The following is a 26,144-nucleotide window of genomic DNA, read 5'->3' on the forward strand; positions in this document are numbered from 1 at the left end:
GCAACCGGGTCACGATGAACAAGGAGACCGGCAGCCGTCGCTGCCGGTCCCCATCCCGGTTCGAGGCAGGACGAGCCGACAGGGTTGCGAGGGAAGGAACAAGGACAAGATGACGACCGCGACAGGCCGCACGAGAGTGCCGATGCTGATACGCAGCCGCGAATGGATACACGCGTGGCTGCTGCTGCTTCCCGCCCTCTTCTTCCTTTTCGCCTTCACCCATGTGCCGGCGGTGATGACGCTGTGGAACAGCTTCCACTCCACCCCGCGCGGCCGGCGCCCCGCCCGCTTCATCGGCCTCGACAATTACGAGCGGATGATGGGCGATCCCATCTTCTGGAAGGTGCTCGGCAACAATCTGTGGTTCGCCTTCGGCACGATCCCGCTCTCCGTCGGCATCGCCATCGTCATGGCGCTCTGGGTCAATGACCGCCTCACGGGGCGCGGCTTCGTGCGCATGGCCTATTTCACCCCGACCGTGCTGCCGCTGATCGCCGTCGCCAATATCTGGCTGTTCTTCTACACGCCGGGTTTCGGCCTGATCGACCAGGTCGGCTCCGCCCTGTTCGGCTGGCCGCAGACCAACTGGCTCGGCGATCCGGCCACCGCCCTCAACGCCGTCATCGTCGTCACGGTGTGGAAGGAGGCCGGCTTCTTCATGATCTTCTATCTGGCGGCCTTGCAGGCGATCCCGCCCTCCCTGGTGGAGGCGGCCAAGATCGAGGGCGCCGGCCGCTGGACGATCTTCTGGCGCATCACCTTCCCGCTGATGATGCCGACCACGCTCTTCGTATCGATCAACGCGGTGATCAACTCGTTCCGCCTGGTCGATCACATCTTCATCCTGACCAATGGCGGCCCGGACAACGCCTCCTCGCTGCTGCTGTTCCACATCTACGAAACGGCCTTCAAGTACTGGGAGACCGGCTACGGCGCGACGCTGACCGTCGCAATGCTGGCGATCCTGTGTGCGCTCGCCATCGGCCAGTTCTTCTTCTTCGACCGCAGGGTGCACTACAAATGACCGCCGCAGCCGACGCTCCCGCCCGCCCGCGCCGCCGGCGCTTCGACCTCGACCGGACGCTCAACACGCTCGCTGCCTGGGTGCTGGCCCTGATGTGGATCCTGCCGCTCGCCTTCGCGATCTGGACGGCGATCCACCCGTCGGCCTACGAGGCCCGCTTCGAGTTGCTGGCCCCGCTCACCTTCGAGAATTTCGAGAAGGCCTGGGCGGCCGCCCCCTTCGCGCGCTACTTCCTCAACACCTTCATGCTGGTGACGCTGATCCTCGCCGGCCAGTTCCTGCTGTGCACGCTGGCCGCCTATGCCTTCGCGCGCTTCACCTTTCCTGGCCGCTCGATCCTGTTCACGCTGGTACTGCTGCAGCTGCTGGTGATGCCGGATATCCTGATCGTCGAGAACTACAAGACCATGCGCATTCTCGGCCTGGTCGACACGATCCCGGCGATCGCGCTGCCCTACATCGCCTCCGGCTTCGGCATCTTCCTGCTGCGCCAGACCTTCATGACCGTGCCGCGCGAACTCGACGAGGCCGCGCGCATTGAGGGCTCCAGCATCCTCGGCATCCTGTGGCGGGTCTACATCCCGCTCGCCAAGCCGACCTACCTCGCCTACGGCCTCGTCTCGGTCAGCCACCACTGGAACAACTTCCTGTGGCCACTGATCGTCACCAACTCGGTCGACACCCGCCCCGTCACGGTCGGCCTCAGCGTCTTCTCGGCCATCGATTCCGGCATCGAATGGTCGGTGATCAATGCAGCGACGCTGATGACCTCCGGACCGCTGCTGATCGCCTTCCTGCTGTTCCAGCGCCAGTTCGTGCAGAGCTTCATGCGCGCCGGTATCAAGTAGGACGAAGTGCCTTCGCCGAAATGCAAGACACCCCGACAGGCTGGCCGCCTGCCGGGGTGTTTTCTTTTCCAAGGCAGACTCGTGCCTATTTCACCGTGACCGGGACCCGCGCGACAACCCGTGGCTCGCCGGTGGCGATGACATAGCGCAGTTCGTACTGGCCCGGTTCCGTCGGCGCCATGACCGAGATCCGGCCGTCCGCGATGTTCTCGGCGCTGTTCCAGGCCCCGCCGACATAAGCGGCTTCGCCCTCGCCCGGCAGGGCGAAGCCCACCCAGTTGGCGCCGGCCATCGGCCCTTCGGCGATCACCTGCACCTCGCTGCCGGCCGCGACCTCGGCGGGTGCCTCCAGCTTCACCTCGGCTTCCGCCACCGTAACGGGAAGAGAGGCCAGCACCTTGGGCCCTTCCGAGGCCGAGAGCACGTAGCGCAGCTCGTAGTCGCCCGCGATCCCCGGCGTCGGCAGGCGGACGCTGGTCCCCTCGGGCGTCGCCCAGCCGAGATACTCGGCGGCCGGCGCGCCGACCGAGGCAAAGCCGACCCAGTCGGACCCGCCTCCGGGGCCGGTCCAGGCCACGTCCACATGACTGCCGACCACGAGCGGCCCCTCGAACGAGACCGTTGCAGGCGAAGCCACCACCTTGAACGGCGTGCGGAGCATCACCTGCCCGTCATTGCCGGCGACATAGACCGCCTCGAACTCGCCGGGCTCGGAAGGAGCTTGCATCGACAGAACCGCGCCATCGCGCACATAGGCATAGCGGCCGTCGTGATCGTCTCCCGTCTCGCCGACGGGAACGAAGGCGAGATAGTCGCCCTGCCCGTTCGGGCCGCGCCAGGAGACCTTGGCCGTTGTGCCGGCAGGCACCTCTGCCGGCAGCTCGATGGCAAGGTCGGCCGGCGTCACCTCGATCGCCGCCGTGGCGATGCTCCGGTCGCCGCCCTTTGCCCAGACATAGGCGACCGCATAGCGGCCGGGCTCGGAAGGAAGGCGCATGGACAGCGGGTTGCCGTCGCGCACCCAGACCCAGCTGTCGGTTTCCAGCCGCTCCCCGTCGGGACCGGTGATGCGCAGGAAATCGTCATCCTCCATCGGCCCGGTGAAGGCGATCGACAGGCTGGACGAGGCGGGAGCGGAGGTCGCAGCCGGGGTGACGGTCGCCTGCGGCACGTCGCTGGCGAGCTTGACCACGACCGACGCACCCTGATCGTTCACGCTGACCTCGACTCCGCCGGCGCGCTCCCCGGACGTCGCGGTGACGAGATAGTCGCCCGCCGGCAGCTCCATCTTGGCATCGTTGCCGCCGAGCGTCGCCACGAGCTGCTCGCTCGACGCATCGACGACCGTCCAGTCGACCGCACCAGTGATCGCATTGCCGGTCTCGGCCTCGACCGCGCTGAAGGTGACGGGGAAACCGGCCGGTTCGGCCGGCGCTGCCTCGGTCGAGCTCTTCAGCGCCTCCGACAGTTCGCCCGCATTGCGCGCGTTGAAATAGCGCCCACCGGTCGCAGAGGCGATGCAGGCGATCTTCGCCTGATCGGCGCGCGAGGCGATGTCGAAGCCGATGACATGGGCGGTGAAGTCGATGCCCCCGGCCGCCAGCTCTCGCGCAAGAGCGCAAGGATCGCCGCCGCAGGTCTCGATGCCGTCGGAGATCAGCACGAGCCGGGCCGGCCGGTCATTGGCATTGAGCCCGGCGGCCGCCTGCCGCAGCGCCTCTGTGATCGGCGTCTTGCCGCGCGGCTTCATCGCCGCCACGGCGCGGGTCAGCGCGGCGCGGTCGAGCGGGGTAACCGGGACCACCTGCTCGACATCACCGCAGTCGCCGGTGCGCCGGTGACCATAGGCCATCAGACCGGTCGGCGCGCCGTCGGGAAGGGTTTCCACCAGCCCGGCCAAGGCCTCGCGGGCGATCTCCACCTTGGCCACGCCGTCGATCTGTCCCCACATCGAGTTGGACATGTCGATGACGAGCAGCGTGTCGGGCTGCGTCTCCTGCGCTGTCGCCGCGGGCACGGCCAACGCCGCTGCCAGCAGGGCAGCAAGTCCTGTCTGTCGCAAATGAACCTCCACCGGATGCATCAGGCACCGCACGCGAGCGCACGCGGCGCTTTTCACCATGACCGGCCCAACCACCCAGTGATGTGACACCCGTCACGCAGCGAGCGTCGGCATGTTCGCGAGCTTGCAGCGCGTCCGTTTTTTTCGACGCTGCGTCCGGCAGACGGGGATGACGCTTGGCCGCCGGCCCGGCTGCCGACAAGAAAGACGGGCGTGCCAACCGCCGCGTCGAGGGGGGCGATGTGGCACGGATCCCCGAAACGGACGTCCACACCGGATTTCAGGATACGCGCATGACCCTTTCCCGCACCGCACGCCCGGCTCCCCGGGCGACCGCCGCCCTGCTTTTTGCCGCCGCCCTTGCCGGCTGCCAGGCCCCTGCCAGCTCCGGCCCACCGCCCCCGCCTCCCGCTTTTGCTGCTCCGAATTTCGTATCCCCGTCTTTCGGCAGCACCAACCAGGCGTCCTCCATGTCCCCGATGCAGCGCACCACCACGCTGTCCTCCTCCTCGAAGTCATGGGTGACACCGGACGGCACCCGCCACACCAAGTCGTCCAGCACCACCGCCTCTGTGCGCGTCGACCCCAACGCGATGGGCAATGCCGCAGCGATGCTGTTCGGCGCGATGGTGGGTCAGTCCGCGGCTCCCGCCCCGGTCACCAAGGGCCAGATCGCCGGCGACTGGAACGTCGATGTCGATGGCAAGCAGTGCCGCCTGTCGCTGCGCCCGACCGGCGCGGGCATGGGCGACTTCGCATCCACGTTCGGATGCATGGGCACCGACCTGCAGAGCGTTTCCAGCTGGTCCCTGCGGGGCAACGAAGTCGTGCTGACTGGCATGATGAGCCGGCGCGTTGCGGTGCTTGCCCTCAAGGGCACAAACCGCATGGACGGTACGGCGGATGGGTCGTCCGGCAGGATCATCGCCTGGCGCTGACACGTAAGCACGGCGCGGGACCTGTCCCGCGCCGCATGGCTCAGGCGCTGAGAAGGCGGATCCACTCCTCGTAGCGGCGGTCGAGATCGCGGTTGAAATCGCTGCTCACCCGCTCCGCTCCCGCGGGCGCTGCCCGCATGTCCCGCGCCGTGGTGCCGAAACGGGCGCGGAAGGCACGTGAAAACGCGCTGTCATTGGCAAAGCCGCAAGCGGAGGCCACGGCCGAGATCGGCCATTCGGCGAAGCGGTGGTCGATCAGCATGCGCAGGGCCAGCCGCAACCGCTGTTCGCGGATATAGGCAAGCACTCCGCCGAAGGGCTCGAACATCTCGTAGAGACGGGTTCGGGAAACCCCGGAGAGACGCGCCACCCGTGCCGGCGAAAGCTCCGGATCGCGCAGGTGCTCGGCAATGCGCTGACGCGCGCGCACCAGCAGCGCAAAGGCGATGCCCGCCTCGCCCTGCCCGTCGTCGCGGCGGCTGGCATTGAGGCAGGCCGCCGTCAGCGCCACGGTCGCCGCGCTCGCTTCGGTGCCTTGCGAAAGGTTCATGTTCGGCGCCAGCGCCTTCAGCGTTGTCATGTGGTCGATCAGCAGGCGGGCAAGCGGATTTCCCTGCGCCTGGATGACCTGCATGTGCCGGTCGCCGGCCTGCTTGAGCTGAGGCTCGATGAGCGAGCGCGGCACGAGAAGCGACAGGTTGGTGAAGTCGCTGGTCTGCGACTGCATTTCCTGCGCCAGATCGAAGACCACCAGCGCATCCTGGGTGAAGACTTCCTCCCGCCCGCGATGGCTGAACTCCATCCGGCCCTGCTCGTAGATCTGGATCATCAGGTGATCCATGCCGTCACGCGCGATGGTCGCCGACGAGCGCGCCCAGGATTGGGCCTCGGTTCGGGTGCGGGCCAGCGCCACATCGCCGATCACATGGGCATCCAGTTCCGCGCGAAATCCTTGGGCCCGACGCTCCTGCGGAACGCCCACCTCGAAGAGACAGCCAATACTCTCGCGCCAGACCTCGAAGCGGTCTGCGAGCGGAACCGCATCCAGCGAAAACACCGAATGCGGAACGCGGGAAATGTCTTCCGTCGTCAAAGCCCCCTCCTCGGGATTTGCGCCGGGGAATTTAGCAGGTGCTGGCAACGCCGCAAGGGACCACGACGCGCCGGCTCATCCCCCCTGGAGGCGGGCGGAGGTGTCTTCGGAAAAGCCCGCCTGCGACTTCTTCACGAACGCCGCACGCCACGACGCGGACAGCGGCGCCAACGCGGCAATGGCATCGGCCACCTCCGGATCGAGGCGCGGATCGAAGCGGGCGGCGATCACCTTGTCGAGCGGCCAGTCGGGACAGGGACGGGCGGTGAGTTCCATCTTGTCGCCGACCGTGATCCGGCCTCCTTCCAATACCCGGTAGTACCAGCCGGTGCGCCCGCTCTTCTGCATGGCCATGGCCATCTCGTCGATCCCCGTATGCGCGGGCAGCTTCCAGCAGGGCTGGCGGCCCTGGCAGATCTCTACGAGAGTCGAGCCGATGCTGAACCGGTCGCCAAGGCAAACGTCGGCCTCGGTAATGCCGAGAGTGGAGATGTTTTCGCCGAAGCCGCCGGCAACGAAACGCTCGACATGCTCGGGCCACCGCGCCGCCCAATACGCATAGTGATCGGCGGGATAATGATGCAGCGCCTTTTCGGGCCCGCCATGTACTGCCCGGTCCGCCTGTTCGTCGTCTTCGAACCCGTCGAGGCCGAGTTCCAGGGGGCCGCGGACGGATTGCTTGCCGATCGCCGAAGGCGGCTTGCCCTCCCAGCGCTCGCGCGCCTTGCCGATGTAAAGGCCAGTGACGGTGGCAGTCGTCTGCATGGGAAAGCTCCGATAGGCGGCAGGACCGGCACTTTACGCCCCCGCCCTCCGCCCCTCAAGCGACCCGCCGCCGCACCCCGGCGACAGCACGAACCAATAATTGATTGGTTCCACATCACAACATGCTCACCCCGCCGGCATCGCCCCATCAATGACGCTGAAAATTTCGCCACAGCCGCTCATTTCGCAAGCATCGCAAACCAACCCCGCCACGGCGGCTTGCCAGACCGTTTCTTTCGCGCCATTAATGGAACCAATAGACAAAAAGGTACGAGGCGGGCTTGGCTTCCACGGCGGACGATACCCAGACACAACGCAACTCCAGCCTTGCCCTGGAGCGCCTTCGCATCATCGTCGACCAGCTGGAGCGGGAAGCGCGGGACCAGCTGCCCACGGAACGCGAGCTGGCCGAGGAGATCGGCGTGGGACGGCGCGCGGTACGCCGCGCACTCGACGTCCTGGAGGCAGAGGGGCGCATCTGGCGCCGCCAGGGGGCCGGCACCTTCATCGCCGCTGCTCGTGGGCGCGCTGAAAGCCGCATCCGCCACCTGCCGGAAATGAGCAACATGTTTGAGGTGATGGAGGTCCGGCTACGCATCGAGCCGGCGCTTGCCCGCCTCGCCGCGCTCCGGGCCACCGCCGCCGACATCGCGCGCATGCGCGAGATTTCCGAAAAGGTCGCAACCGCCCCGGACATGGACAGCCGCGAGCTGTGGGACAGTTCCCTGCACAGGGCCGTTGCCCTGGCCGCAGGCAACACGCTGTTCCTGGCCCTGTTCGATGTAGTCGACCGGGTGCGGCAGGACGAGAACTGGCGCCATGTGCGCGAGGCGCTGCGCACACCCAGCTCGCAAAGGCTCTACCATTCCCAGCACGAGGAGCTGGTCGACGCGCTGGAAAGGCGCGATCCGGTGGCTGCCGAGCGAACGATGCGCAAGCACCTGCTCAGTCTGCAGGAGCGGCTGATGCTGCAGACCGTCGAGGGCAATGCCGATGCAGGCTGAGACGGGCACCACCCAGACCCTTGCGATCCGCACGCCGCTGCTGGTCGTCGAGGACCTTGCCCTCCGCTTCGGCGGTGGCCCCTCCAACGTGGTCGACGGCGTCAGCTTCGACGTCGCCGCTGGCGAGACCCTGTGCATCGTCGGCGAGAGCGGCTGCGGGAAGTCGGTGACATCGCTCGCCCTCATGGGGCTGCTGCCGATGCCCCCCGCCGAGATCGTGCGCGGCCGCGCCCTGTTCGAGGGGCGCGATCTGCTGGCCCTGTCTCGCCGCGAGATCGGCAGGCTGCGCGGCGACCGCATGGCGATGATTTTCCAGGAGCCGATGACCTCGCTGAACCCGGTCTACACGGTCGGAGAACAGATTGCCGAGATCGTCCGCCGGCACCGGCCGGTCGGACGGGCAGAGGCGCGGGCACGGGCGCTCGAAATGCTGGAGCGGGTCAAGGTGCCGGCGGCAAAACGCCGGCTCGACGACTACCCGCACCAGATGTCAGGCGGCATGCGGCAGCGGGTGATGATCGCCATGGCGCTTGCCAACGATCCACGCCTGCTGATCGCCGACGAGCCGACCACGGCGCTCGATGTGACGATCCAGGCCCAGATCCTTGACCTGATGCGCGAGCTGCAGCAGGAAACCGGCACGGCCCTCATTCTCATCACCCATGACCTCGGCGTCGTCGCCGAAGTCGCCGACAAGGTGGCGGTGATGTATGCCGGGCGCATCGTCGAGACCGGGCCGGTGGCCGCGATCTTCGACGACCCGCAGCACCCCTATACGCTCGGCCTGATCAGTTCCGTGCCCTCGCTCGGCGAGCGCGGCGGGCGCCTTGCGACGATCCCCGGCATGGTGCCGACCGTCGAACGCATGCCGGCCGGCTGCCGCTTCGCCCCGCGCTGTCCCTTTGCCGATGCCGGCTGCCGGGCGGAGGTACCCCCGCTGACGCAAATCGCCAAAGGCCACTCGGCCGCCTGTCGCTACGCCCCGCTGGAACGCCATTTCGGAGACGCGGCATGAGCAGCGAAACCCGCGACGTCATCCTCGAAGCCAGAGGCCTTGCCAAGCGCTTCCCCGTCGGCATGAAGCTTTTCGGCGAGCGCCAGAGCGTGCGCGCGGTCGACGGCGTGTCGCTGAAGGTCCATCGCGGCGAGACGCTGGCCGTGGTCGGCGAAAGCGGTTGCGGCAAGTCCACCCTCGCCCGGCTGCTGCTGCGCCTGATCGACCCGAGCGAAGGCGAGGTGCTCTACGGCGGCAAGGACATCGCCTCCCTGCCCAAGGGCGAGATGCGACGGCTGCGCAAGGATCTTCAGTTCGTCTTCCAGGACCCCTTCTCATCGCTGAACCCGCGCATGAGCGTCGGTGCCATCATCGAGGAGCCGATGCGCGTCCATGGCCTTGGCAACGCCGCATGGCGCCGGGAGGAAGTCGCGCGCCTCCTGACCCGCGTCGGACTGACGGCCGAGTTCGCCGACCGCTACCCGCACGAGTTCTCCGGCGGCCAGCGCCAGCGTATCGGCATCGCCCGGGCTCTCGCCAGCGGTCCCAAGGTGCTGATCGGCGACGAGCCTGTCTCCGCGCTCGACGTGTCGATCCAAGCCCAGGTGATCAACCTCCTGGAAGACCTGAAGCAGGAATACGACCTGACGCTGGTGCTGATCGCCCACGATCTCGCCGTCATCCGCCACATGAGCGACCGGGTCGCCGTGATGTATCTCGGAGAGATCGTCGAGGAAGGCGCGACCGCCGCCCTCTATACGGCTCCGCTTCACCCCTATACCCGCGCCCTGATGCAGGCGATCCCGATCCCCAGCCCGCGGGCCCGCAAGGCCGCAGTCAAGCTGACCGGCGATGTGCCCTCGCCTCTTGCTCCCCCCTCCGGCTGTCGCTTCCACACCCGCTGCCCGCTTGCCGACCTGCGATGCGCCGTGGACCGGCCCGCCCTTCAGGACGTGGAGCCCGGCCGCCGCGTCGCCTGTCATCACTGGCAACGCGTGGCGAAGGAAGGGACCGCCGCCCTTGCCGAACCGGAGGCCTCGCAGGCCGCCCGCCGCCGTCTTTCGCTTTACCGGGACAGAAGCGAACGCCAGCAGAACTCCGTCCCGCAATCTGAATCATAAGAACCTGACCAGAGGAGCCTTGAGAATGCGACAGAGTCTTCTTGCAGCCCTGCTGCTGAGCGCCAGCGCCCTTGTGGCCCTGCCCGCTGCCGCGGCCGACCTGAGGATCGGCCTTCAGGAGGACCCGGATGTGCTCGATCCGGATCAGTCCCGCACATTCGTCGGCCGTATCGTCTACGCCTCGCTTTGCGACAAGCTGGTCGACATCACGCCGGACCTCGAAATCATCCCGATGCTCGCGACCGCATGGACGTGGTCGGAGGACGGCAAGGTCCTGACCATGGACCTGCGCGAAGGCGTCACGTTCCATGACGGCACCGCCTTCGACGCGGAAGCGGTGAAGGCCAATATCGAGCGCTCAAAAGGGCTGCCGGAAAGCCGTCGCAAGAGCGAGGTCAAGTCGATCGAAAGCGTCGAGGTGACCGGCCCGCTGCAGGTGAAGATCACCCTCGGCCAGCCCGATGCGACGCTGCTCGCCCAGCTCGCCGACCGCGCCGGCATGATGGTCTCGCCCACGGCCGCTTCCGCCGCCGGGGCCGACTTCGGCTCCAACCCGGTCTGCTCGGGTCCCTTCGCCTTCAAGGAGCGCGTCCAGCAGGACCGCATCGTGCTGACCCGCTTTGCCGACTACTGGAACGCCGACGCGATCCATTTCGACAGCGTGACCTTCCTGCCGATCCCCGACACGACCGTACGCCTCGCCAACCTGCGCTCCGGCGATCTCGACATGCTGGAGCGCCTGGCCGCCACCGATGCGGCCTCGGTGAAGGCCGACTCCGGGCTCGTCTATGCGGATGCGGTCAGCCTCGGCTACCAGGGCATCACCATCAATGTCGACAATGGCGAGCGCGGCAACAACCCGTTCGGCAACGACCCCAGGCTGCGTCAGGCGTTCGAGCTGACGCTCGACCGCGAGGCGATCAACCAGGTCGTGTTCGAGGGCGTGTTCGCGCCGGGCAACCAGCCCTTCCCGCCGACCAGCCCCTGGTACGACAAGGAGACACCGATCCCGGCCCGCGACATCGCCAAAGCCAAGGAGCTGATGAAGGAAGCCGGACACGAAACCTTCGATCTGGAGGTGCAGGTCGCCAACAACCCGGTGCAGACCCAGCTGATGCAGGTGGTGCAGTCGATGGCCGCCGAGGCCGGCTTCAACGTCAAGCTGAAGTCGATGGAGTTCGCCAGCCTGCTCGCCGACCAGACGGCTGGCAACTACCAGGCGAGCCAGGTGGGCTGGTCGGGCCGTACGGACCCGGACGGCAACATCCACCAGTTCATGACCTGCAAGGGCGGCATCAACGACAGCAAGTACTGCAATCCGGAGGTCGACGCGCTGCTCGACAAGGCGCGCACGAGCAACGACACGGCGACCCGCAAGGCGAGCTATGACGCGGCCCGCAAGATCCTCGCGAAGGATCTGCCGATCATCTACCTCTACCACCAGACCTGGATCTGGGCGCTGGATGACAAGGTCGAAGGCTTCGTTCCCTATCCGGACGGCATGATCCGCCTGCAGAACGTCAAGTTCAAATCCTGACGCAAACACCCGCGGGGCCCGGATGACCCGGGCCCTGCACCCCTTTTTCCGGATACGGCCCGTTCATGCTGACCTTCATCGCAAGACGCCTGCTGATCGCGATCCCGACCCTGCTTCTGGTGTCGGTCTTCGTGTTCACGCTGCAAAAACTCCTGCCCGGCGACCCCGCGCTGGTCCTGGCCGGTGAGGAGCGCGACCCGGAAGTGCTCGCCTTCATCCGCGAGAAATACCGGCTGAACGATCCGATCTTCTATCAATACGCCTACTGGCTCGGCGGTCTGGTACAGGGCGATCTCGGCATCTCCCTGCGCACCAACCAGCCGGTGCTGCAGCTCATCCTCGACAAGCTGCCCGTCACCATCCAGCTCGCGGTGATGGCGATGATCATCGCCATGGTTATCGGCATCCCGGCCGGCATCCTGTCGGCGGTGAAGAAGGGCGGCCCCATCGACTACATCGCCAATTTCGTGGCGCTGTCGGGCCTGTCGATCCCGAATTTCTGGCTCGGGATCATGCTGATCCTGCTGGTGTCCGTGGAGCTAGGCTGGCTGCCGGCCTCCGGCTACACCTCGCCGCTGGAGGATCCCGTGCGATCCTTCCAGACCATGATCATGCCCGCCTTCGTGCTGGGCACGGCGCTGGCCGCCACCTTGATGCGGCACACGCGCTCGGCCATGCTCGGCGTGCTCAAGGCCGACTATGTGCGCACCGCCCGCGCGAAAGGCCTGGGCGAGCGCATCGTCATCCTCAAGCATGCCTTCCGCAACGCCCTGTTGCCCATCGTCACGCTCGGCGCGTTGCTGTTCGGCGAACTGCTGGCCGGCGCGGTGCTGACCGAACAGATCTTCACCATTCCCGGCTTCGGCAAGCTGATCGTCGATGCGGTCTTCACCCGCGACTACGCGGTGGTGCAGGGCGTCGTACTGTGCACCGCTGCCGGCTTCATCCTGATGAACCTGATCGCCGACGTGCTCTACTTCCTGCTCAATCCGCGCATGAGGGCGACCCTGTGACCACGCCCGCCAACGCCGCCCCGCCCGTGTCCGCCGCCGCCGAAGACAACGCCCTGCCCGCGCGCAGCGGCAGCCGCGCCTGGAAGAAGCTGAAGCGCAACAAGAGCGCGCTCTTCGGCTTCCTGCTGGTCGCCTTCTTCGTCGGCATCGCCGTGCTGGCGCCGATCCTGCCCATCGCCGATCCCGCCGCCACCAGCTGGTCGGCGATCCGCAAGCCACCGTCCGAACTCTACTGGCTGGGCAGCGACGAGATCGGCCGCGACATTCTCTCCCGGATGATCTGGGGCGCCCAGGCCTCGCTGCTCGCCGGCGTCGTCTCGGTGCTGATCGCCGTGGTCGTCGGCGTGCCGTTCGGCCTCTTGGCAGGCTATTTCGGCGGCTGGACCGACCAGATCATCTCGCGCATCACCGACGCGCTGCTGGCAACGCCGTTCCTGATCCTCGCCATCGCGCTCGCCGCCTTCCTCGGCCCCAGCCTGACCAATGCGATGATCGCCATCGGCCTGTCGGCGACACCGATCTTCATTCGCCTGACCCGCGGCCAGGTGCTGTCGGTGAAGACGGAAGACTATGTGGAGGGCGCGCGCGCCGTCGGCCTGTCGGACGTCGCGATCATGTCGCGCTACATCCTGCCGAACGTCTTCGCGCCGGTTCTGGTGCAGGCAACGCTGACGGTCGCGACCGCGATCATCGCGGAGGCGAGCCTTTCGTTCCTCGGCCTCGGCCAGCAACCGCCCGATCCCAGCTGGGGGTCGATGCTCAACGTTGCGAAGAATTTCATGACCCAGGCGCCGTGGATGGCGTGGTGGCCCGGTGCCGCCATCTTCCTCGTCGTCCTTGGCTTCAACCTGCTCGGCGACGGGTTGCGCGACGCGCTCGACCCGCGCGAGAGCTGACCCGCGCTTCGGCCCGGCAACAACACGGGAAACCCCCAAGGGAGATCGGATGTCCACCTTCACCACCAGACCGGAAATCCGGGGCACATTCGGCGTCGTCACCTCGACCCACTGGATCGCCACGGCCGTCGGCATGAGCATTCTGGAAAAGGGCGGCAACGCATTCGACGCGGCAGCCGCCACCGGCTTCGTGCTGCAGGTGGTCGAGCCGCACCTGAACGGCCCGGGCGGCGACCTGCCCGTGATCCTGCACGACGCCGCCAGCGGCAAGATGGAGGTGATCTGCGGCCAGGCTCCGGCACCTGCAGGCGCCACCATCGAGCACTACCGCCGCGAGGGCCTGTCGCTGATCCCCGGCGATGGGATGCTGGCGACCGTCATTCCCGGCGCGTTCGACGGCTGGATGCTGATGCTGCGCGACCACGGCAAACTGCCGCTGCGCGATGTCCTGGAACCGGCGATCCACTACGCCCGCAATGGTCATCCGATGCTGGCGCGCGTCTCTGCGACCATCGCCGGCCTTGCGGACTTCTTCGAAAAGGAATGGCCGACCTCCCACGCCACCTGGTGCCCGGGCGGCAAGGCTCCGGCAACGGATGAGCTATTCTGCAATCCCGCCCTTGCCGACACCTGGGAACGTTTGCTGAGGGAAGCAGAGACGAAGAGCGGCCGCGAGGCGCAGATCGAGGCCGCGCGCGATTGCTTCTATCGTGGCTTCATCGCCGAGGAGATTGCCGCCTTCGTCGAAAAGACCGAGGCGATGGACGCCAGCGGCACGCCGCACAAGGGCGTGCTGACCGCCGACGACCTCGCCAATTGGCGCGCGACGACGGAAACGCCGCTGACCTACGACTATCACGAGTGGACCGTGGCCAAGACCGGCCCCTGGGGACAGGGCCCGGTTCTGCTGCAGGCGCTCGCCTTGCTCAAGGGCACTGCCATCGGCGAGGTCGATCCGGTCGGCGCCGACTTCGTGCATCTGGTCGCCGAAGCCATGAAACTCGCCTATGCCGACCGCGAGGCCTATTACAGCGACCCCGCCTTCACCGACGTGCCGATGGAGCACCTGTTGTCCGACGCCTACAATGCCGGACGGCGTGCGCTGATCGGCGAGACCGCCTCCTTTGACCTGCGCCCCGGCATCGTGCCGAGTCACGAGGCGCAGGTGCAAAAGGCGATGCAGGTGATTGAGGGGCTCGGCACCTCGGCGACCGGCGTCTATGAGCCGACAATGGCGCATCTGTCGGAAAAGCGCGGCGACACGGTGCATATCGACGTCATCGACCGCTGGGGCAACATGGTCTCCGCCACCCCGTCCGGCGGCTGGCTGCAGTCCTCGCCGATCATTCCCGCACTCGGCTTCTGCCTCAACTCCCGCGCCCAGATGTTCCTGCTGGAGGAGGGGCTTCCCACCTCGCTGGCACCGGGCAAGCGGCCGCGCACCACGCTGACTCCGAGCCTTGCGCTGAAGAACGGCGTTCCCACGCTTGCCTTCGGCACCCCTGGCGGCGATCAGCAGGACCAGTGGCAGCTGTCGCTGTTCCTGCGCCTCGCCCATCACGATCTCAACCTGCAGGAAGCGATCGACCAGCCGCTGTTCCATACCACCCACTTCCCGGCTTCGTTCTATCCGCGCCAGCGTCAGCCGGGCCACATCATGGTGGAGGAGAGCTTCGGCAAACCGGTGCTCGACGCGCTGCGCGCGCGCGGTCATGCTCTCGACGTGGCGCCCGCCTGGACCATCGGCCGGCTGACCGCCGCCCGCCGCGACCCGAACGGGTTGCTGCGCGCTGCCGCGACGCCGCGACTGATGCAGGCCTATGCGGCCGGACGCTGACGGGAGACCGCCTGAATGACCTACTCGATTGTGGCCCGCGACGCCGCGACCGGTCAGTTCGGCATCGCCGTCGCCAGCCGCTTCTTCGCGGTCGGCGCGATCGTCCCGCACATGGCAGGCGGTGTCGGCGCCATTGCCACCCAGGCCTTCATCTCGCCGCTCTACGGAACGGACGGGCTGAAGATGCTGCAATCCGGTGCGTCGGCCGAGGAGGTCGTCGCGGCGATGACCGGACGCGATGCCGGGGCCCATTCGCGGCAACTCCACGTGCTGGATGCAGCCGGACGCAGCGCCGTCTTCACGGGCGAGAAATGCGTTGCCTGGGCAGGACACCGCGTTGCCGAGGGCGTTTCGGTCGCAGGAAACATGCTGGTCGGTCCAAAGGTGCTCGACGACACCCTCCAGGCCTATCTCGACCATCCGCAGAAGGCCTTTGCCGACAGGCTTCTCACCGCCATGGAAGCCGGCGAGGCGGCCGGCGGCGACAGGCGCGGCAAGCAGTCGGCAGCCCTGAAGATCGTGCGGGGCGAGGCCTATCCCTGGCTCGACATCCGCACGGACGACCATCCAGATCCCTTGCCGGAACTGCGCCGGCTGATGACGGTGGCTGCCGAGCGATACCTGCATGTCGCCGAGACGCTGCCGACCTCCGACAACGTTTCGGGCATGCTCGACCGGACGGTCATCGACCTGAAGATCGCCCAGCTGGAAGCCGAGCGGATCAAGGAAGGGCGTCCCTCCGCCTCCTTCGCAACGCCGCTAACCTGAAAGCCTTTGCCCGGCCCGACCGGCCGGAGTAAACGCTTTCGCTCAAGCATTTGGCGGAGGGCGCGATGAACGAGCGGGAACAGCAGGGCGGGACCGCCGCATCCGTGCCGCGTTTCGTCACGCTCGCCTCGCACGAGGGACCTGGGCTGGCCCGCTACCGTGCCTCGCTCGCCCGTTTCGGCGTCGAGCCGGACGTCGTGTGGACCGGCAAGCCCTATCCCGGACACCTTGCCGCCATGCGGATGCTGGGCGAGCATCTGGCGCGCCTGCCCGCCGACGAGCTCGTCGTGTACACCGATGCCTTCGACGTGGTGCTGATCCGCGATCCGGCGGAGCTTGCCGCACGCTATCGCGCCTTCGCCAGTCCCATCGTCCTCTCTACCGAGCCCGGCTTCACCTGGAAGCTGCCCGGGCGCCTTGCCGCCTCCCGGGCCTACCCGCCGGCCGGCGGCAAGAGCGGCATGTATCGCTATCTCAATTCGGGCGGTTATGTCGGAACGGCGGGCGCGCTTGCCGCCATGCTTGGCGAGCTCGACTATGCCAGCGCCGTCGACTGCGACCAGTCGCTGATCAACAAGTGGTTCATGGAAAACCCCGGCCGGGCCGCGCTCGACTACGATCAGGAGATCTTCGCCAGCTCGGCCTGCCAGTCGGGGCTGGAACGCAAGCTCTACCGGTTCGACGGCACCCACCTGACGAACACCCGCACGGGCGGCAAGCCGTTCTTCTTCCACTTCCCGGCCGAGAACCGCCTGTGCACGAAGCATGTGCTCGACATGCTGCCCTTCGAGCTGCCACGCCTGCCCGTCCGCCCGCGCGACCGGCGCAAATACATCCTCAACGTGATCGAGAGCCGGCCGACCTTCTGGTTCGACCGGCCCGCCTACCCGCTGGAGGATATCGTCGGCCTCATCGCCTTCCGGCTGCTGCCGGCAGGCGCGCTTGCCGGCCTAGGCTATCTGGCCTGGCGCGCCATCGGCTGAGCGCGGGCGACCTGCGTCTTACTGCGGGTCGAGCACCGCCTCGACCTCGATCTCCACCTCGTAGCCACCGATGAGATCACCGACGGCCAGCATGGTGTTGGCGGGACGGATCTCGCCGAAAACCCTCCCATGCGCACGCGACGGGCCTTCCCATGCGCCGACATCCTGCAGGTAGACCCGCGTGCGCACCACGTCCTCCATCGAACCACCGAAAGCGGTAAGCGCCGCGGCGATCTTGTCGAGGATATAGGTGGTCTGGGCCTCGGCATCGCCCGGCGCGACGCAATGGTCGGCGCCATGGGTCGCGGTCGTGCCGGAGACGAGAACCCGGTCGCCGATGCGCATCGCCCGGCTGAAGCCGGCAAGCGGCTCCCAGATGCTGCCCGACGACAGGCGCCAGCGGTTGGGCCGGCCCGGCACCGGCTCCGGCGTATAGACGCTGGGGATCTGGTCGAGGTGGTGGCTGAGATCGCCCGAAGCGGTGAGGAAGGGCGGGCGGCGGTACTCGTCGCCGCAATCGCCGGGGATCGGCTGCATCGCGCCGAAAGCACTCTCCAGACGGGCACGGTCCTCGTCATCGAGCGCAAAACCGAAGAGGCGGAGATTGTCGGCCCGGTGCTCGCTCTCGCCGACCCGCGCACCGATGATCACCCCGGCAACGGAGGGCGTTTCCAGCACCCAGCGGGTCGCGACGTTGGACAGGGAAACTCCGTGCTTGCGGGCGATGTGATCGAGTGCCGAAAGCAGCCCCTGAAAGGCCTGCCAGCCGCCAGCCGTGTCGATGAAGCGCTTGTACTTCATCCGGCTCCAGTCGGCGATCTGGGTCGGTTCCTGCTTGCCGAGCCAGCGTTCGGACAGGAACCCGCCGCACAGCGTGCCATAGGCGAGAAGACGCACGCCTCGCTCCTGGCAAAGGGCGGTCAGGGCACCGGCCGCCCGCCGGTCGACCACCGAGAAAGACACCTGGTTGGAAACGATGGGCAGGTTCTCGGCCAGCGCGACGCGCAGATGGCCCGCGTCGAAGTTGGTCACGCCGATCTCGCGGATGAGCCCTTCCTCGCGGAGCTTCGCAAGATGCTTGAGAGCATCGAGCCAGCCCGGATGTTCGAAGGTCCACCAGTGGAACTGCAGCAGGTCGACGCATGCAACGCCGAGCCGGTCGAGCCGCTCCTGAACGCCGGCACGCACCACCTCCTCGGTCATCGGGCCGGGCTCGGGGCACCATTTGGTGAAGGCGAGCGGGCGGCCCTCCCCCTCGCCGTGGCGCGCCAGCAGACGACCGGCAACGAGCTCCGCATTGCCGTAATGGTCCGCCATGTCGAAGGTGGTGAAGCCGGCGGCCGCGTAGTCTGCGAGATGGCCGGCTGCAGCGTCCAGATCGACGGGCGTTCCGTCCTTCTCGATGTCGGCGATCTGCCAGAGACCGGTCAGAATTCGGCTGATTTCGAGGTCGGGGCCGAGTTTCGTCGTATCGGGACGGCTGGTCATGTGCGGTCGGATCCTGTCGTGGCGGCGGGTGTGCCGCGCCATCTGTGAAGAAAAGGCAAGCGGCGACGTGCGCCGCCAGGCTCGGGAAGCAGCCCTTGCGGGCGGAAGAGAAGGATGGCGCAAAGTGCGACACCGATGATCACGGTCTGCAGCGAGGCGGCGCGGGCCTGCTCCCCGGCGGGAGCCAGCGCCTCGACCACGGCGGACGATGCCGCCCACAGCGCCCAGACCAACAGCGCGCCGAGGATGGCGCCGCGATTGTTGCCGGAACCGCCGACGATGAGCATCGCCCAGACCTGGAAAGTCAACATCGGCAGGTAGTTCTCCGGCGCGATGAAGCCGATGAAATGCGCCTGCGCCGCACCTCCAAGGCCCATGATCGCCCCGCCAAGCGCAAAGGCCTCGATGCGGAAGCGGCGCGGGCTCTTGCCGAGCGCCTCTGCCGCCACCTCGTCCTCGCGGATCGCCCTCAGCGCACGGCCCCAGGGGCTTTTCGCCAGATGCTGGAGCATCAGATACAGGCCGAACACCACGGCGACGAGAAGCGCCAGATTGGCGAGAGAGAAGGCGAGCGAGCGGCCGACCAGATCGCCGAAGGGACGCGGGATGAGGCTGATGCCGAAAGGACCGCCCGTGATGCCCTCGAGATTGAGTACGGCAAGTTGCACGGTGACCGCAATGCCGAAGGTGGAAATCGCCAGATAGTCGGCGCGCAGTCGAATGGTCATCCAGCCGATCAGCGCCGAAAGCAGCCCGGAGGCAACGAAGGCACCCAGCCAGCCGACGATGATCGGCAGGTCGAAGCCGCCGACGCGCCCATCCACCGCCGGCGAGGTCAGCAGCGCCGAGACATAGGCCCCGACGGCAACGAACCCGGCGACGCCGACATTGAACAGCCCCGTCTGGCCCCACTGCACGTTGAGACCGAGAACGATCACCGCATAGGTCAGCGCGACGGTCAGGAAGAAGGCGCAATAGGCGAGGAGTTCCAGGCTCATGCCGCCCTCCCGAACAGGCCCGTGGGACGCAGCACCAGCACGGCGGTGATCACGGCGAAGGCAACGGCCGCCCGCCATTCGGCGCCGATCGTCTGCACCGCCAGCGCCTCGCACAAACCGACCAGCAGCCCGCCGAGCATGGCGCCGGGCACCGAACCGATACCGCCAAGGATGACGGCGGCGAAAAGCGGCAGCAGCAGGTCGAAACCCATATAGGGACGGATCTGCACCAGCAGGCCCGACATGGTGCCCGCCGTACAAGCCAGTGCGCCGCCGATGATCCACACCGCGCGCACGATCTTCGCCGTATCGATGCCGACGACACCGGCGAGCGCGGGGTTCTCGCTGACAGCGCGCATGGCCCGGCCGAGATCCGTGCGGGTGAGCAGCAGATGAACGGCGATCACCGCCACGAAGGCCAGACCGATCAGCAACAGCTGGTCGGGCGTTGCGCGAATGCCGCCGGGCAGCGGCATGGCGATCTGCAGTTCGCGGGAATAGTAGGCGGGCTTCGAGGTGTAGAAGAATTCCAGCAGGCTGCGCAGCGCCATGGACGCTCCGAAGCTGGCCATCACCACGATGATCGCGGTTGCCCCGCGCCGTCTCAGCCTGGCGAACAGGAGATGGTCGACGGCGAGCGCCAGAACCGCGGTGAGCGCCATGGCCAGCAGCCCGGCGAGGATCAGCGCCACCGACACGCTGAACGGATCGAGCGGGGCTAGGCTGGCGCCGGACACCGCACCGATGGCCAGCGACAGGCTGAGCGAGAGATAGGCGCCCCAGCTGAGCAACTCGCCATGGGCGAAATTGGCAAAGCGCAGGATCGAATAGGTCAGCGTCAGGCCGACCGCACCGAGGCCGATCATAGCTCCGGCAAGCAGGCCCTCGAGCAGGATCTGGCCGCTCATCGTGTCCCCTCCCCGGCGGTAGCGGCGCCGTCCGCATGGGCGCCAAGGAACAGGCGGCCGATATCCGGATCGGCGGCGAGATCCGCCGCCGGTGCATCGTGGCGCAGCAGGCCGTCCACCAGGATCACGGCGCGCGAGGCAATCGCCAGAGCCGCCCTGACATTTTGCTCGACCAAAAGGATCGGTACGCCGCTACGATTGATCTCGACCAGCCGCGCAAACATTTCCGAAACCGCCTTGGGCGACAGGCCCGCAGACGGCTCGTCGAGGATCAGTACCTTCGGCTCGACAAGGAGCGCGCGTGCGGTCGCCAGCATCTGGCGCTGTCCCCCGGACAGACCGCCGGCAAGCGCGCCCGGCCGACTTGCAAGATCGGGATAGGCCGCGAGCATCGCGTCGATGCGCTGCTGGCGTTCCGCCTTGGGCAGGACGGCGGCGGCCACCTGCAGGTTCTCGCGGATCGTCAGGGTCGCGAAAATGTTCTCCGTCTGCGGCACGAAGGCCAGCCCCTGACGCACGAGTTCATGGCGCGGCAGGCCGGTAATGTCCCGACCGGAGAGATGCAGAGAGCCGCCATGCAGCGGCACGAGCCCGGCAATCGCCTTGACGAAGGTCGACTTGCCGGCCCCGTTCGGCCCGAGCACCGTGACGAATTCGCCCGGCGCCAGAGTGAAGTCGATCCCCTTGACGATAGGCAGGTCCGGCTCGTAGCCGGCGACGAGGCCGCGGGTCGCAAGCGGCGCCCTCGGAGCGGATGCGGCCGTCGTCATGGCGCGACCTCCGGCAAGACTTCGCCGAGATAGGCTTCCGCGACCTCGCGGTTGGCCATGATCTCCGCCGGAGTGCCAGCCGCCAGCTCCCGCCCGGCCGCCATCACGACGATCCGCCCGCACAGACGGGCGATCATGTCCATGTTGTGCTCGATGAGGAGGATACTGACGCCCATCCGGTTGATCTCGACGATCCGGTCGATGATGACATCGAGCAGCGCCGGATTGACGCCCGCGGCCGGCTCGTCGAGCAGGATCACCGCCGGCTCGGCCATCATCACGCGGGCAAGCTCCAGCAGCTTGCGCTGACCGCCGGACAGGACGCGGGCCGGCTGGTCGACGAGATGGCCGAGGGTCACGAAATCGATCAGCGCCCTCGCCCGTTCGCGCGCCGCACGCTCCTCCGCCCGAACGGTACCGGGCTGCAGGAAGTTGCGCAGGATGCTCTCGCCGGTCTGGTTTTGCGCCGCCGCCATGACATTGTCGAGGATGCTCATGCCGGCGAAGGGACGCGGGATCTGGAACGTGCGCCCCAGCCCCATGGCCAGTCGCCGCGAGGCCGTCTGGCGTTCTATCCGCTCTCCCTTGAGGCGGATTTCGCCCGCATCCGGCACGAGACTTCCGGCGATCAGGCTGAAGAAGGTGGTCTTGCCTGCGCCGTTCGGGCCGATCAGCCCGACGATCTCCCCGGCCTGGAGGTCCAGCGACATGCCGTCCACCGCCCGGTTCCCGCCGAACCGCCGGGCAACGCCCCTGGCCGACAGAACCGGCGGCACTCCGCCGGCCGATCTGTGCACTGCCCCGTCCGCAGCGCTGCTGACTGACTGCAAGGATCCGCTCCTTATCCCGGCGCCCGGCGGCAGGGTCTTTACGCCCTGTCTGTCACGACCTCCAAAAGGCAATCGACAGCCACCAAAGGACCGCCTCGCGATCCGTGATGTTTGATCAAACATATCTTGATCACAGATCGCGTTTGATTGTAAAGATGGAACAGACAGGTTTTTCGGCAGGCTTCGAGGGGAGCGAGACCACCGCCTTGTGGGGTGCTTCGGCCGCATTCCGGCACCCTCACACCTCGCGACCTGCCCCGGAGGGGGAAGCCAAGGAGGAGGCGATGGCTGCAAGGACGGCTAGCAGACCGCTGCGTGTTGCAGGCGCCGCGACCGAGGCTGGCGACACCGAAGGCGCGCTGGCTCCGCTCAATCCGGTCGGCCGGCGCACGGTTCAGGACAGCGTCTATGACGAGCTGCGCCGATCCCTGATCCAGGGCCTCTTCGACCCCGGCGAAGTCCTGCGCATCGTCGACGTCTCCAACCGCCTCGGCACCAGTACCATGCCCGTGCGCGAGGCTCTGGCCCGCCTGATCTCGGAGCAGGCACTTGAGGCGATGCCCAACCGCTCCGTCCGCGTGCCGCTGATCTCCCGCGACCGCCTGGAGGATCTGGCCCGCGCGCGCGCGATTATCGAGAGCGAGATCATCGGCCTTGCCATGCCGAACGTCACGGATGCGCTCGTCGAGGAACTGGTGCATCTGACCGATGCCTGCGATGCCGTACTGGCAACCAGGGGCCGGGAAATCTCCGGCGAGGCGGCCGACCTCAACCACGCCTTCCACTTCACGCTCTATCGCGCGGCCGGATCGCAGGTGATGATCCCGATCATCGAGAGCCTGTGGCTGCAGTCGGGCCCGTATCTGCGCGCCTCCGCCCGCCTCTTCGATCCCGTCACCGACCGATCCGCCACCCACTTTCACCGCGAGATCGTCGAGGCCGTAACCCGGCGCGACACGCCGGCCGCACAAGCCGCGCTCAAGGCGGATATCGGACGTGCCTTCGACATCCTGCGCAAGCACCTGACCGAAACCGGCGAGGAAACCCGATGAGCCACGAGGCGAACGACGACAGCTTCGAGCTCTACGATCTGCGGGTCGAAGCGGTGATGCCGGAGGACGGCGGCAAGGTCTATTGCGGGGCAAAGCCGGGCGATCACTTCGAGCTGCGCGGCGAGATGTTGCACATGCCGCCCGGCCAGGGCTTCTCGATCTATTCCATCGCGGCCGTCCTGCCCTTGCTGGCGGCAAAGCAGCGCCCGACTCATCCCAACGACTGGATGACCAGCGACGCGGATGTCGCCTGCCCCGATCCCAACTGCGCCAGCCGGTTGCGCATCACGCGGCTCGGTCTGCGCCGTTTCTCCCATGCGGCGACCACTGCCGTTCCCCTTCCAGATGCCGCTGGCGACAGCGCAAACGGCGAGTGACCCCGTGACCAAGATGGAAACCCATGTCCTGAAAGACGATCACGTCATCTCCCGCGTCATCCGCGGTGGCTGGCAGCTCGCCGGTGGGCACGGCGCGGTCGACCGCGACACGGCAATCGACGACATGGTCGCCTTTGCCGATGCCGGCATCACCACCTTCGACTGCGCCGACATCTACACCGGCGTGGAAGAACTGATCGGCGCCTTCCGCGAGCGCTACCGTGACTTGCGGGGAGAGGAAGCCCTGTCCCGGATCTGCGTCCACACCAAGCTGGTGCCGGATCTCGACCGCTTGATCGGCATCGACCGCGCGCATGTGGAAGAGCTGGTCGACCGTTCGCTGTCACGGCTGCGCTGCGAGCGGCTGGACCTCGTGCAGTTCCACTGGTGGGACTACAATGCTCCCGGCTGGCTGGATGTCGCCCTGTGGCTGAAGGAGCTGCGCCAGGCCGGTAAGATCCGCAATATCGGCGTCACCAATTTCGACAGCGATCATGTTGCCGCCATGCTGGCTGCAGGCGTGCCTCTCGTCTCGGCACAGGTGCAGTATTCCCTGCTCGACACGCGCCCGGCCAAGCGGCTTGCCGGCATCGCCCGCGACAACGGCATGTCCTTCCTGTGCTATGGCACGGTCGCTGGCGGTTTCCTGAGCGAGAAGTGGCTGGGCCAAGCCGAGCCGGTTGCGGACCTGGAGAACCGCTCGCTGGTCAAATACAAGCTGATCATCGAGGATTTCGGCGGTTGGGACCTGTTTCAGGCACTGCTGGCCGCCCTCAAGCAAGTCGCCGACAAGCACGGCACCGACATCGCCAGCGTTGCCAGCCGCTGCGTGCTGGACCGCGATCAGGTCGGCGCGGTCATCGTCGGCGCGCGCAACCGGGCGCACCTTCCCTCCAATCTCGGCCTTTGCGAGATCGCCCTGGATGCCGGCGACCGCGCGAAGATCGCTGAGGTTCTCGCCTCCGCCCGCGAGCTGGACGGCGATGTCTACACGCTGGAGCGCGACCGCCACGGGCGCCACGGACGCATCATGAAATACAACCTCAACGACGAGAAAGCCGCATGACGAACACAGGCGACATCGGCGCTGCCGCCGCGCGCGAGATCGTCGCCCGGCACGAGTTCTTCGTCGACTGGTTCGCCGGCCGGCTCGAAGACAGCGCCTTTGCCGCCGCGCTTGCCGCATTCGAACCGGACTTTCATCGCATCGGCCCAGACGGCGCCCTACAGGACCACGAAGGCCTGACGTCGATGCTGGCCGCCGCAAGGGGGCGCTTTGCCGAGGGTTTCGCGATCGCCATCGAGGATGTGGCGGTTCTGCGTGAGACCGGCGACGACGCCCTGATGACCTATGTGGAACGGCAGGAGCACGGCGGAAGGACCACCTTCCGCCGTGCAGGCGCGCTGTTCTCCAGAAATGCCGACGCTCCCCTGGGGGTGGCGTGGCGCTTCGTCCAGGAAACCTGGATCAATGACCGCACGGACGAACAACCGGCGGCAGAATGACGAGAAGGGGAACAGCAATGAGCAAGTTGAAATGGACTTCCGCGCTTGCCGGCGGCGTCCTCGCCGCATTGGCGGCAGGTTCGGCGGCGCAGGCCTGCGAGGTCACCGTCGGCCTCGTCCTCGAACTCACCGGCCCTGCCGGCCAGTACGGCCAGGCCGGCGCCAAGTCGGTCGAGATGGCGTTTCGCGATCTCAATGATGCCGGCGGCGTTCTGGACGGCTGCAAGCTGGTGACAGACACCCGCGACAGCCAGAGCCAAGGCAATGTCGCCGTGGATCAGGCCACCCAGTTGGTCAACATCAAGAAGGTGCCTGTCGTCATCGGCGGCATCATCTCCTCGGTCTCCATCCCGATCCTGACCTCGGTCACCGCCCCGGCCGGCGTTGTCCAGGTCTCGCCTGCCTCCTCCTCGCCGACGCTGACCCAGCTCGCCCGCGACGGCAAGAGCGGCGGCTACTTCTTCCGCACGATCACCTCCGACGCCCTGCAGGGCACCGCGGCGGCGAAATACGCCATCGACCAGGGGTTGAAGAAGCTCGCCATCATCCATGTGAACAACGACTTCGGCGTGAACATGGTGCGCGAGTTCTCATCCGCCTTCGAAAAGCTCGGCGGCACCATCACGTCCACGACCCCCTACAACGAGAAGCAGGCGAGCTACTCGGCCGAAGCGTCCGCCGCAATGGCGGGCGAACCGGAAGCGCTCTATCTCGTCAGCTATCCGGTCGACGGCGCCACCATCGCCCGCGCCTGGATCTCGCAGGGCGGACCGCAGACCTTCCTGCTGAACGACGGCATGAACTCCACCGACTTCATCGAGAGCGTCGGCGCGAAGTTCCTCGACAAAGCCTTCGGCACGTCGTCCGGCACCACGCCGACCAAGTCGACGGAATATTTCTACGGCGCCTACAAGGACTTCTCCGGCGGCATCGAGCCGAGCGCTCCGGCCGCCGACCGTTCCTACGATGCCGGCGCCATTGTCGGCCTCGCCATCGCAAAGGCAGGCTCCGCCGAAGCCGATGCGATCAAGGCCGCCATCCCGCAGGTGGTTGCCGCGGACGGCGAGCCGATCTTCGCGGGCAAGGATGAGTTCGCCAAGGCGCTTGAACTGATCAAGGCCGGCAAGCCCATCAAGTACGAAGGCGTCATCGGGCCGGTCGGCTTCGACGAATACGGCGACATCACCGGTCCGTTCCGCCTGTGGCGGATCTCGTCCGGCGAGGTCACGACCGTCGGCGAGATGTCGGCGAAAGACGTGATGAGCCTCAAGGACGAACTGGCCGGCAAGTAAGCTTGCCGCTTCCGAAAAACAAAGGGCCCGTACCGATGCC

25 protein-coding genes are annotated in these 26,144 nt (G+C 67.0%); 17 read left to right on the top strand and 8 right to left on the bottom strand.

What is annotated here, in order from left to right; genetic code table 11:
* Nucleotides 1–142 precede the first annotated feature (142 nt).
* On the top strand, nucleotides 143–1,024 hold the full coding sequence (locus H7H34_RS16725; protein ID WP_185925844.1) for a carbohydrate ABC transporter permease: 882 nt from the start codon (nucleotides 143–145) through the stop codon (nucleotides 1,022–1,024).
* Nucleotides 1,021–1,872 (top strand): carbohydrate ABC transporter permease, encoded by an 852-nt coding sequence (locus tag H7H34_RS16730; protein WP_097173785.1) that lies wholly within the window; start codon nucleotides 1,021–1,023, stop codon nucleotides 1,870–1,872. Before H7H34_RS16725 ends, H7H34_RS16730 begins: the two co-directional genes overlap by 4 nt.
* An 85-nt stretch (nucleotides 1,873–1,957) precedes the next feature.
* On the opposite strand, the gene H7H34_RS16735 is transcribed toward H7H34_RS16730, so the two are convergent.
* Entirely contained in the window at nucleotides 1,958–3,934 is a 1,977-nt protein-coding gene (locus H7H34_RS16735; protein WP_185925845.1) for a vWA domain-containing protein, read from the bottom strand.
* A gap of 293 nt (nucleotides 3,935–4,227) precedes the next feature.
* Here H7H34_RS16735 and H7H34_RS16740 point away from each other — a divergent pair, with 293 nt between their 5' ends.
* Complete coding sequence (locus tag H7H34_RS16740; RefSeq protein WP_185925846.1) at nucleotides 4,228–4,872, top strand: AprI/Inh family metalloprotease inhibitor; 645 nt, start codon at nucleotides 4,228–4,230, stop codon at nucleotides 4,870–4,872.
* A gap of 40 nt (nucleotides 4,873–4,912) precedes the next feature.
* On the opposite strand, the gene H7H34_RS16745 is transcribed toward H7H34_RS16740, so the two are convergent.
* Nucleotides 4,913–5,965, bottom strand: coding sequence for a helix-turn-helix domain-containing protein (locus H7H34_RS16745; RefSeq protein ID WP_185925847.1), 1,053 nt, complete (start codon nucleotides 5,963–5,965; stop codon nucleotides 4,913–4,915).
* A gap of 75 nt (nucleotides 5,966–6,040) precedes the next feature.
* Entirely contained in the window at nucleotides 6,041–6,730 is a 690-nt protein-coding gene (locus tag H7H34_RS16750; RefSeq protein WP_185925848.1) for an MOSC domain-containing protein, read from the bottom strand.
* 281 nt (nucleotides 6,731–7,011) lie between these two features.
* On the opposite strand from H7H34_RS16750, the gene H7H34_RS16755 reads away from it, so the two are divergent.
* The 9 genes from H7H34_RS16755 to H7H34_RS16795 all read left to right on the top strand — a co-directional run bounded on the left by H7H34_RS16755 (nucleotide 7,012) and on the right by H7H34_RS16795 (nucleotide 16,883).
* Complete coding sequence (locus H7H34_RS16755; protein WP_185925849.1) at nucleotides 7,012–7,734, top strand: FadR/GntR family transcriptional regulator; 723 nt, start codon at nucleotides 7,012–7,014, stop codon at nucleotides 7,732–7,734.
* Nucleotides 7,724–8,749, top strand: a complete 1,026-nt coding sequence (locus tag H7H34_RS16760) for an ABC transporter ATP-binding protein (RefSeq protein ID WP_185925850.1) — start codon at nucleotides 7,724–7,726, stop codon at nucleotides 8,747–8,749. Before H7H34_RS16755 ends, H7H34_RS16760 begins: the two co-directional genes overlap by 11 nt.
* Nucleotides 8,746–9,849 (top strand): ABC transporter ATP-binding protein, encoded by a 1,104-nt coding sequence (locus H7H34_RS16765; RefSeq protein WP_185925851.1) that lies wholly within the window; start codon nucleotides 8,746–8,748, stop codon nucleotides 9,847–9,849. The genes H7H34_RS16760 and H7H34_RS16765 overlap by 4 nt, the downstream gene beginning before the upstream one ends.
* A gap of 25 nt (nucleotides 9,850–9,874) precedes the next feature.
* Complete coding sequence (locus H7H34_RS16770; RefSeq protein WP_185925852.1) at nucleotides 9,875–11,386, top strand: ABC transporter substrate-binding protein; 1,512 nt, start codon at nucleotides 9,875–9,877, stop codon at nucleotides 11,384–11,386.
* Nucleotides 11,387–11,451: 65 nt separating this feature from the next.
* The gene (locus H7H34_RS16775; RefSeq protein ID WP_185925853.1) at nucleotides 11,452–12,399 is read left to right on the top strand and encodes an ABC transporter permease; all 948 of its coding nucleotides are present in this window, start codon (nucleotides 11,452–11,454) and stop codon (nucleotides 12,397–12,399) included.
* A gap of 26 nt (nucleotides 12,400–12,425) precedes the next feature.
* The gene (locus H7H34_RS16780; protein ID WP_185926580.1) at nucleotides 12,426–13,295 is read left to right on the top strand and encodes an ABC transporter permease; all 870 of its coding nucleotides are present in this window, start codon (nucleotides 12,426–12,428) and stop codon (nucleotides 13,293–13,295) included.
* A 49-nt stretch (nucleotides 13,296–13,344) separates the two neighbouring features.
* The gene (locus tag H7H34_RS16785; RefSeq protein WP_185925854.1) at nucleotides 13,345–15,132 is read left to right on the top strand and encodes a gamma-glutamyltransferase family protein; all 1,788 of its coding nucleotides are present in this window, start codon (nucleotides 13,345–13,347) and stop codon (nucleotides 15,130–15,132) included.
* 15 nt (nucleotides 15,133–15,147) lie between these two features.
* Nucleotides 15,148–15,900, top strand: coding sequence for a DUF1028 domain-containing protein (locus H7H34_RS16790; protein WP_185925855.1), 753 nt, complete (start codon nucleotides 15,148–15,150; stop codon nucleotides 15,898–15,900).
* A 65-nt stretch (nucleotides 15,901–15,965) separates the two neighbouring features.
* A complete protein-coding gene (locus H7H34_RS16795) occupies nucleotides 15,966–16,883 on the top strand; it encodes a glycosyltransferase domain-containing protein (protein ID WP_185925856.1) in 918 nt (305 codons plus the stop codon).
* 18 nt (nucleotides 16,884–16,901) lie between these two features.
* Here the strand turns inward: H7H34_RS16795 and H7H34_RS16800 are convergent, their stop codons facing one another.
* The 5 genes from H7H34_RS16800 to H7H34_RS16820 are packed head-to-tail and all read right to left on the bottom strand — an operon-like array spanning nucleotide 16,902 to nucleotide 21,877.
* A complete protein-coding gene (locus tag H7H34_RS16800; protein ID WP_185925857.1) occupies nucleotides 16,902–18,371 on the bottom strand; it encodes an aldo/keto reductase in 1,470 nt (489 codons plus the stop codon).
* Nucleotides 18,368–19,369 (bottom strand): branched-chain amino acid ABC transporter permease, encoded by a 1,002-nt coding sequence (locus H7H34_RS16805; protein WP_120266945.1) that lies wholly within the window; start codon nucleotides 19,367–19,369, stop codon nucleotides 18,368–18,370. Before H7H34_RS16805 ends, H7H34_RS16800 begins: the two co-directional genes overlap by 4 nt.
* Nucleotides 19,366–20,277, bottom strand: coding sequence for a branched-chain amino acid ABC transporter permease (locus H7H34_RS16810; protein ID WP_067217926.1), 912 nt, complete (start codon nucleotides 20,275–20,277; stop codon nucleotides 19,366–19,368). Before H7H34_RS16810 ends, H7H34_RS16805 begins: the two co-directional genes overlap by 4 nt.
* Nucleotides 20,274–21,047: a branched-chain amino acid ABC transporter ATP-binding protein gene (locus H7H34_RS16815; protein ID WP_120266944.1), complete on the bottom strand. Its 774-nt coding sequence runs from the start codon at nucleotides 21,045–21,047 to the stop codon at nucleotides 20,274–20,276. The genes H7H34_RS16810 and H7H34_RS16815 overlap by 4 nt, the downstream gene beginning before the upstream one ends.
* Nucleotides 21,044–21,877: an ABC transporter ATP-binding protein gene (locus H7H34_RS16820; protein ID WP_245165107.1), complete on the bottom strand. Its 834-nt coding sequence runs from the start codon at nucleotides 21,875–21,877 to the stop codon at nucleotides 21,044–21,046. Before H7H34_RS16820 ends, H7H34_RS16815 begins: the two co-directional genes overlap by 4 nt.
* Before the next feature lie 284 nt (nucleotides 21,878–22,161).
* On the opposite strand from H7H34_RS16820, the gene H7H34_RS16825 reads away from it, so the two are divergent.
* Genes H7H34_RS16825 through H7H34_RS16845 form a run of 5 tightly spaced genes read left to right on the top strand, consistent with a single transcriptional unit; the run spans nucleotide 22,162 to nucleotide 26,104 of the window.
* On the top strand, nucleotides 22,162–22,929 hold the full coding sequence (locus H7H34_RS16825; RefSeq protein ID WP_120266942.1) for a GntR family transcriptional regulator: 768 nt from the start codon (nucleotides 22,162–22,164) through the stop codon (nucleotides 22,927–22,929).
* Nucleotides 22,926–23,306: a TIGR04076 family protein gene (locus H7H34_RS16830; RefSeq protein ID WP_120266941.1), complete on the top strand. Its 381-nt coding sequence runs from the start codon at nucleotides 22,926–22,928 to the stop codon at nucleotides 23,304–23,306. The genes H7H34_RS16825 and H7H34_RS16830 overlap by 4 nt, the downstream gene beginning before the upstream one ends.
* A gap of 13 nt (nucleotides 23,307–23,319) precedes the next feature.
* Nucleotides 23,320–24,372, top strand: a complete 1,053-nt coding sequence (locus H7H34_RS16835) for an aldo/keto reductase (protein WP_120268253.1) — start codon at nucleotides 23,320–23,322, stop codon at nucleotides 24,370–24,372.
* Entirely contained in the window at nucleotides 24,369–24,812 is a 444-nt protein-coding gene (locus tag H7H34_RS16840; protein WP_120266940.1) for a hypothetical protein, read from the top strand. Before H7H34_RS16835 ends, H7H34_RS16840 begins: the two co-directional genes overlap by 4 nt.
* Nucleotides 24,813–24,829: 17 nt before the next feature.
* On the top strand, nucleotides 24,830–26,104 hold the full coding sequence (locus H7H34_RS16845) for an ABC transporter substrate-binding protein (protein WP_185925858.1): 1,275 nt from the start codon (nucleotides 24,830–24,832) through the stop codon (nucleotides 26,102–26,104).
* The last annotated feature ends 40 nt before the right edge of the window (nucleotides 26,105–26,144 follow it).

The organism is Stappia sp. 28M-7, assembly GCF_014252955.1.
GTDB lineage: Bacteria > Pseudomonadota > Alphaproteobacteria > Rhizobiales > Stappiaceae > Stappia.

Bases quoted from the DNA above. Each gene is read 5' to 3' on its own strand.
- H7H34_RS16725 (WP_185925844.1), top strand. From the start codon at position 143: ATGCTGATACGCAGCCGCGAATGGATACACGCGTGGCTGCTGCTGCTT.
- H7H34_RS16730 (WP_097173785.1), top strand. From the start codon at position 1,021: ATGACCGCCGCAGCCGACGCTCCCGCCCGCCCGCGCCGCCGGCGCTTC.
- H7H34_RS16740 (WP_185925846.1), top strand. From the start codon at position 4,228: ATGACCCTTTCCCGCACCGCACGCCCGGCTCCCCGGGCGACCGCCGCC.
- H7H34_RS16750 (WP_185925848.1), bottom strand. From the start codon at position 6,730: ATGCAGACGACTGCCACCGTCACTGGCCTTTACATCGGCAAGGCGCGC.
- H7H34_RS16760 (WP_185925850.1), top strand. From the start codon at position 7,724: ATGCAGGCTGAGACGGGCACCACCCAGACCCTTGCGATCCGCACGCCG.
- H7H34_RS16765 (WP_185925851.1), top strand. From the start codon at position 8,746: ATGAGCAGCGAAACCCGCGACGTCATCCTCGAAGCCAGAGGCCTTGCC.
- H7H34_RS16770 (WP_185925852.1), top strand. From the start codon at position 9,875: ATGCGACAGAGTCTTCTTGCAGCCCTGCTGCTGAGCGCCAGCGCCCTT.
- H7H34_RS16775 (WP_185925853.1), top strand. From the start codon at position 11,452: ATGCTGACCTTCATCGCAAGACGCCTGCTGATCGCGATCCCGACCCTG.
- H7H34_RS16785 (WP_185925854.1), top strand. From the start codon at position 13,345: ATGTCCACCTTCACCACCAGACCGGAAATCCGGGGCACATTCGGCGTC.
- H7H34_RS16790 (WP_185925855.1), top strand. From the start codon at position 15,148: ATGACCTACTCGATTGTGGCCCGCGACGCCGCGACCGGTCAGTTCGGC.
- H7H34_RS16795 (WP_185925856.1), top strand. From the start codon at position 15,966: ATGAACGAGCGGGAACAGCAGGGCGGGACCGCCGCATCCGTGCCGCGT.
- H7H34_RS16800 (WP_185925857.1), bottom strand. From the start codon at position 18,371: ATGACCAGCCGTCCCGATACGACGAAACTCGGCCCCGACCTCGAAATC.
- H7H34_RS16805 (WP_120266945.1), bottom strand. From the start codon at position 19,369: ATGAGCCTGGAACTCCTCGCCTATTGCGCCTTCTTCCTGACCGTCGCG.
- H7H34_RS16810 (WP_067217926.1), bottom strand. From the start codon at position 20,277: ATGAGCGGCCAGATCCTGCTCGAGGGCCTGCTTGCCGGAGCTATGATC.
- H7H34_RS16815 (WP_120266944.1), bottom strand. From the start codon at position 21,047: ATGACGACGGCCGCATCCGCTCCGAGGGCGCCGCTTGCGACCCGCGGC.
- H7H34_RS16825 (WP_120266942.1), top strand. From the start codon at position 22,162: ATGGCTGCAAGGACGGCTAGCAGACCGCTGCGTGTTGCAGGCGCCGCG.
- H7H34_RS16830 (WP_120266941.1), top strand. From the start codon at position 22,926: ATGAGCCACGAGGCGAACGACGACAGCTTCGAGCTCTACGATCTGCGG.
- H7H34_RS16835 (WP_120268253.1), top strand. From the start codon at position 23,320: ATGGAAACCCATGTCCTGAAAGACGATCACGTCATCTCCCGCGTCATC.
- H7H34_RS16840 (WP_120266940.1), top strand. From the start codon at position 24,369: ATGACGAACACAGGCGACATCGGCGCTGCCGCCGCGCGCGAGATCGTC.
- H7H34_RS16845 (WP_185925858.1), top strand. From the start codon at position 24,830: ATGAGCAAGTTGAAATGGACTTCCGCGCTTGCCGGCGGCGTCCTCGCC.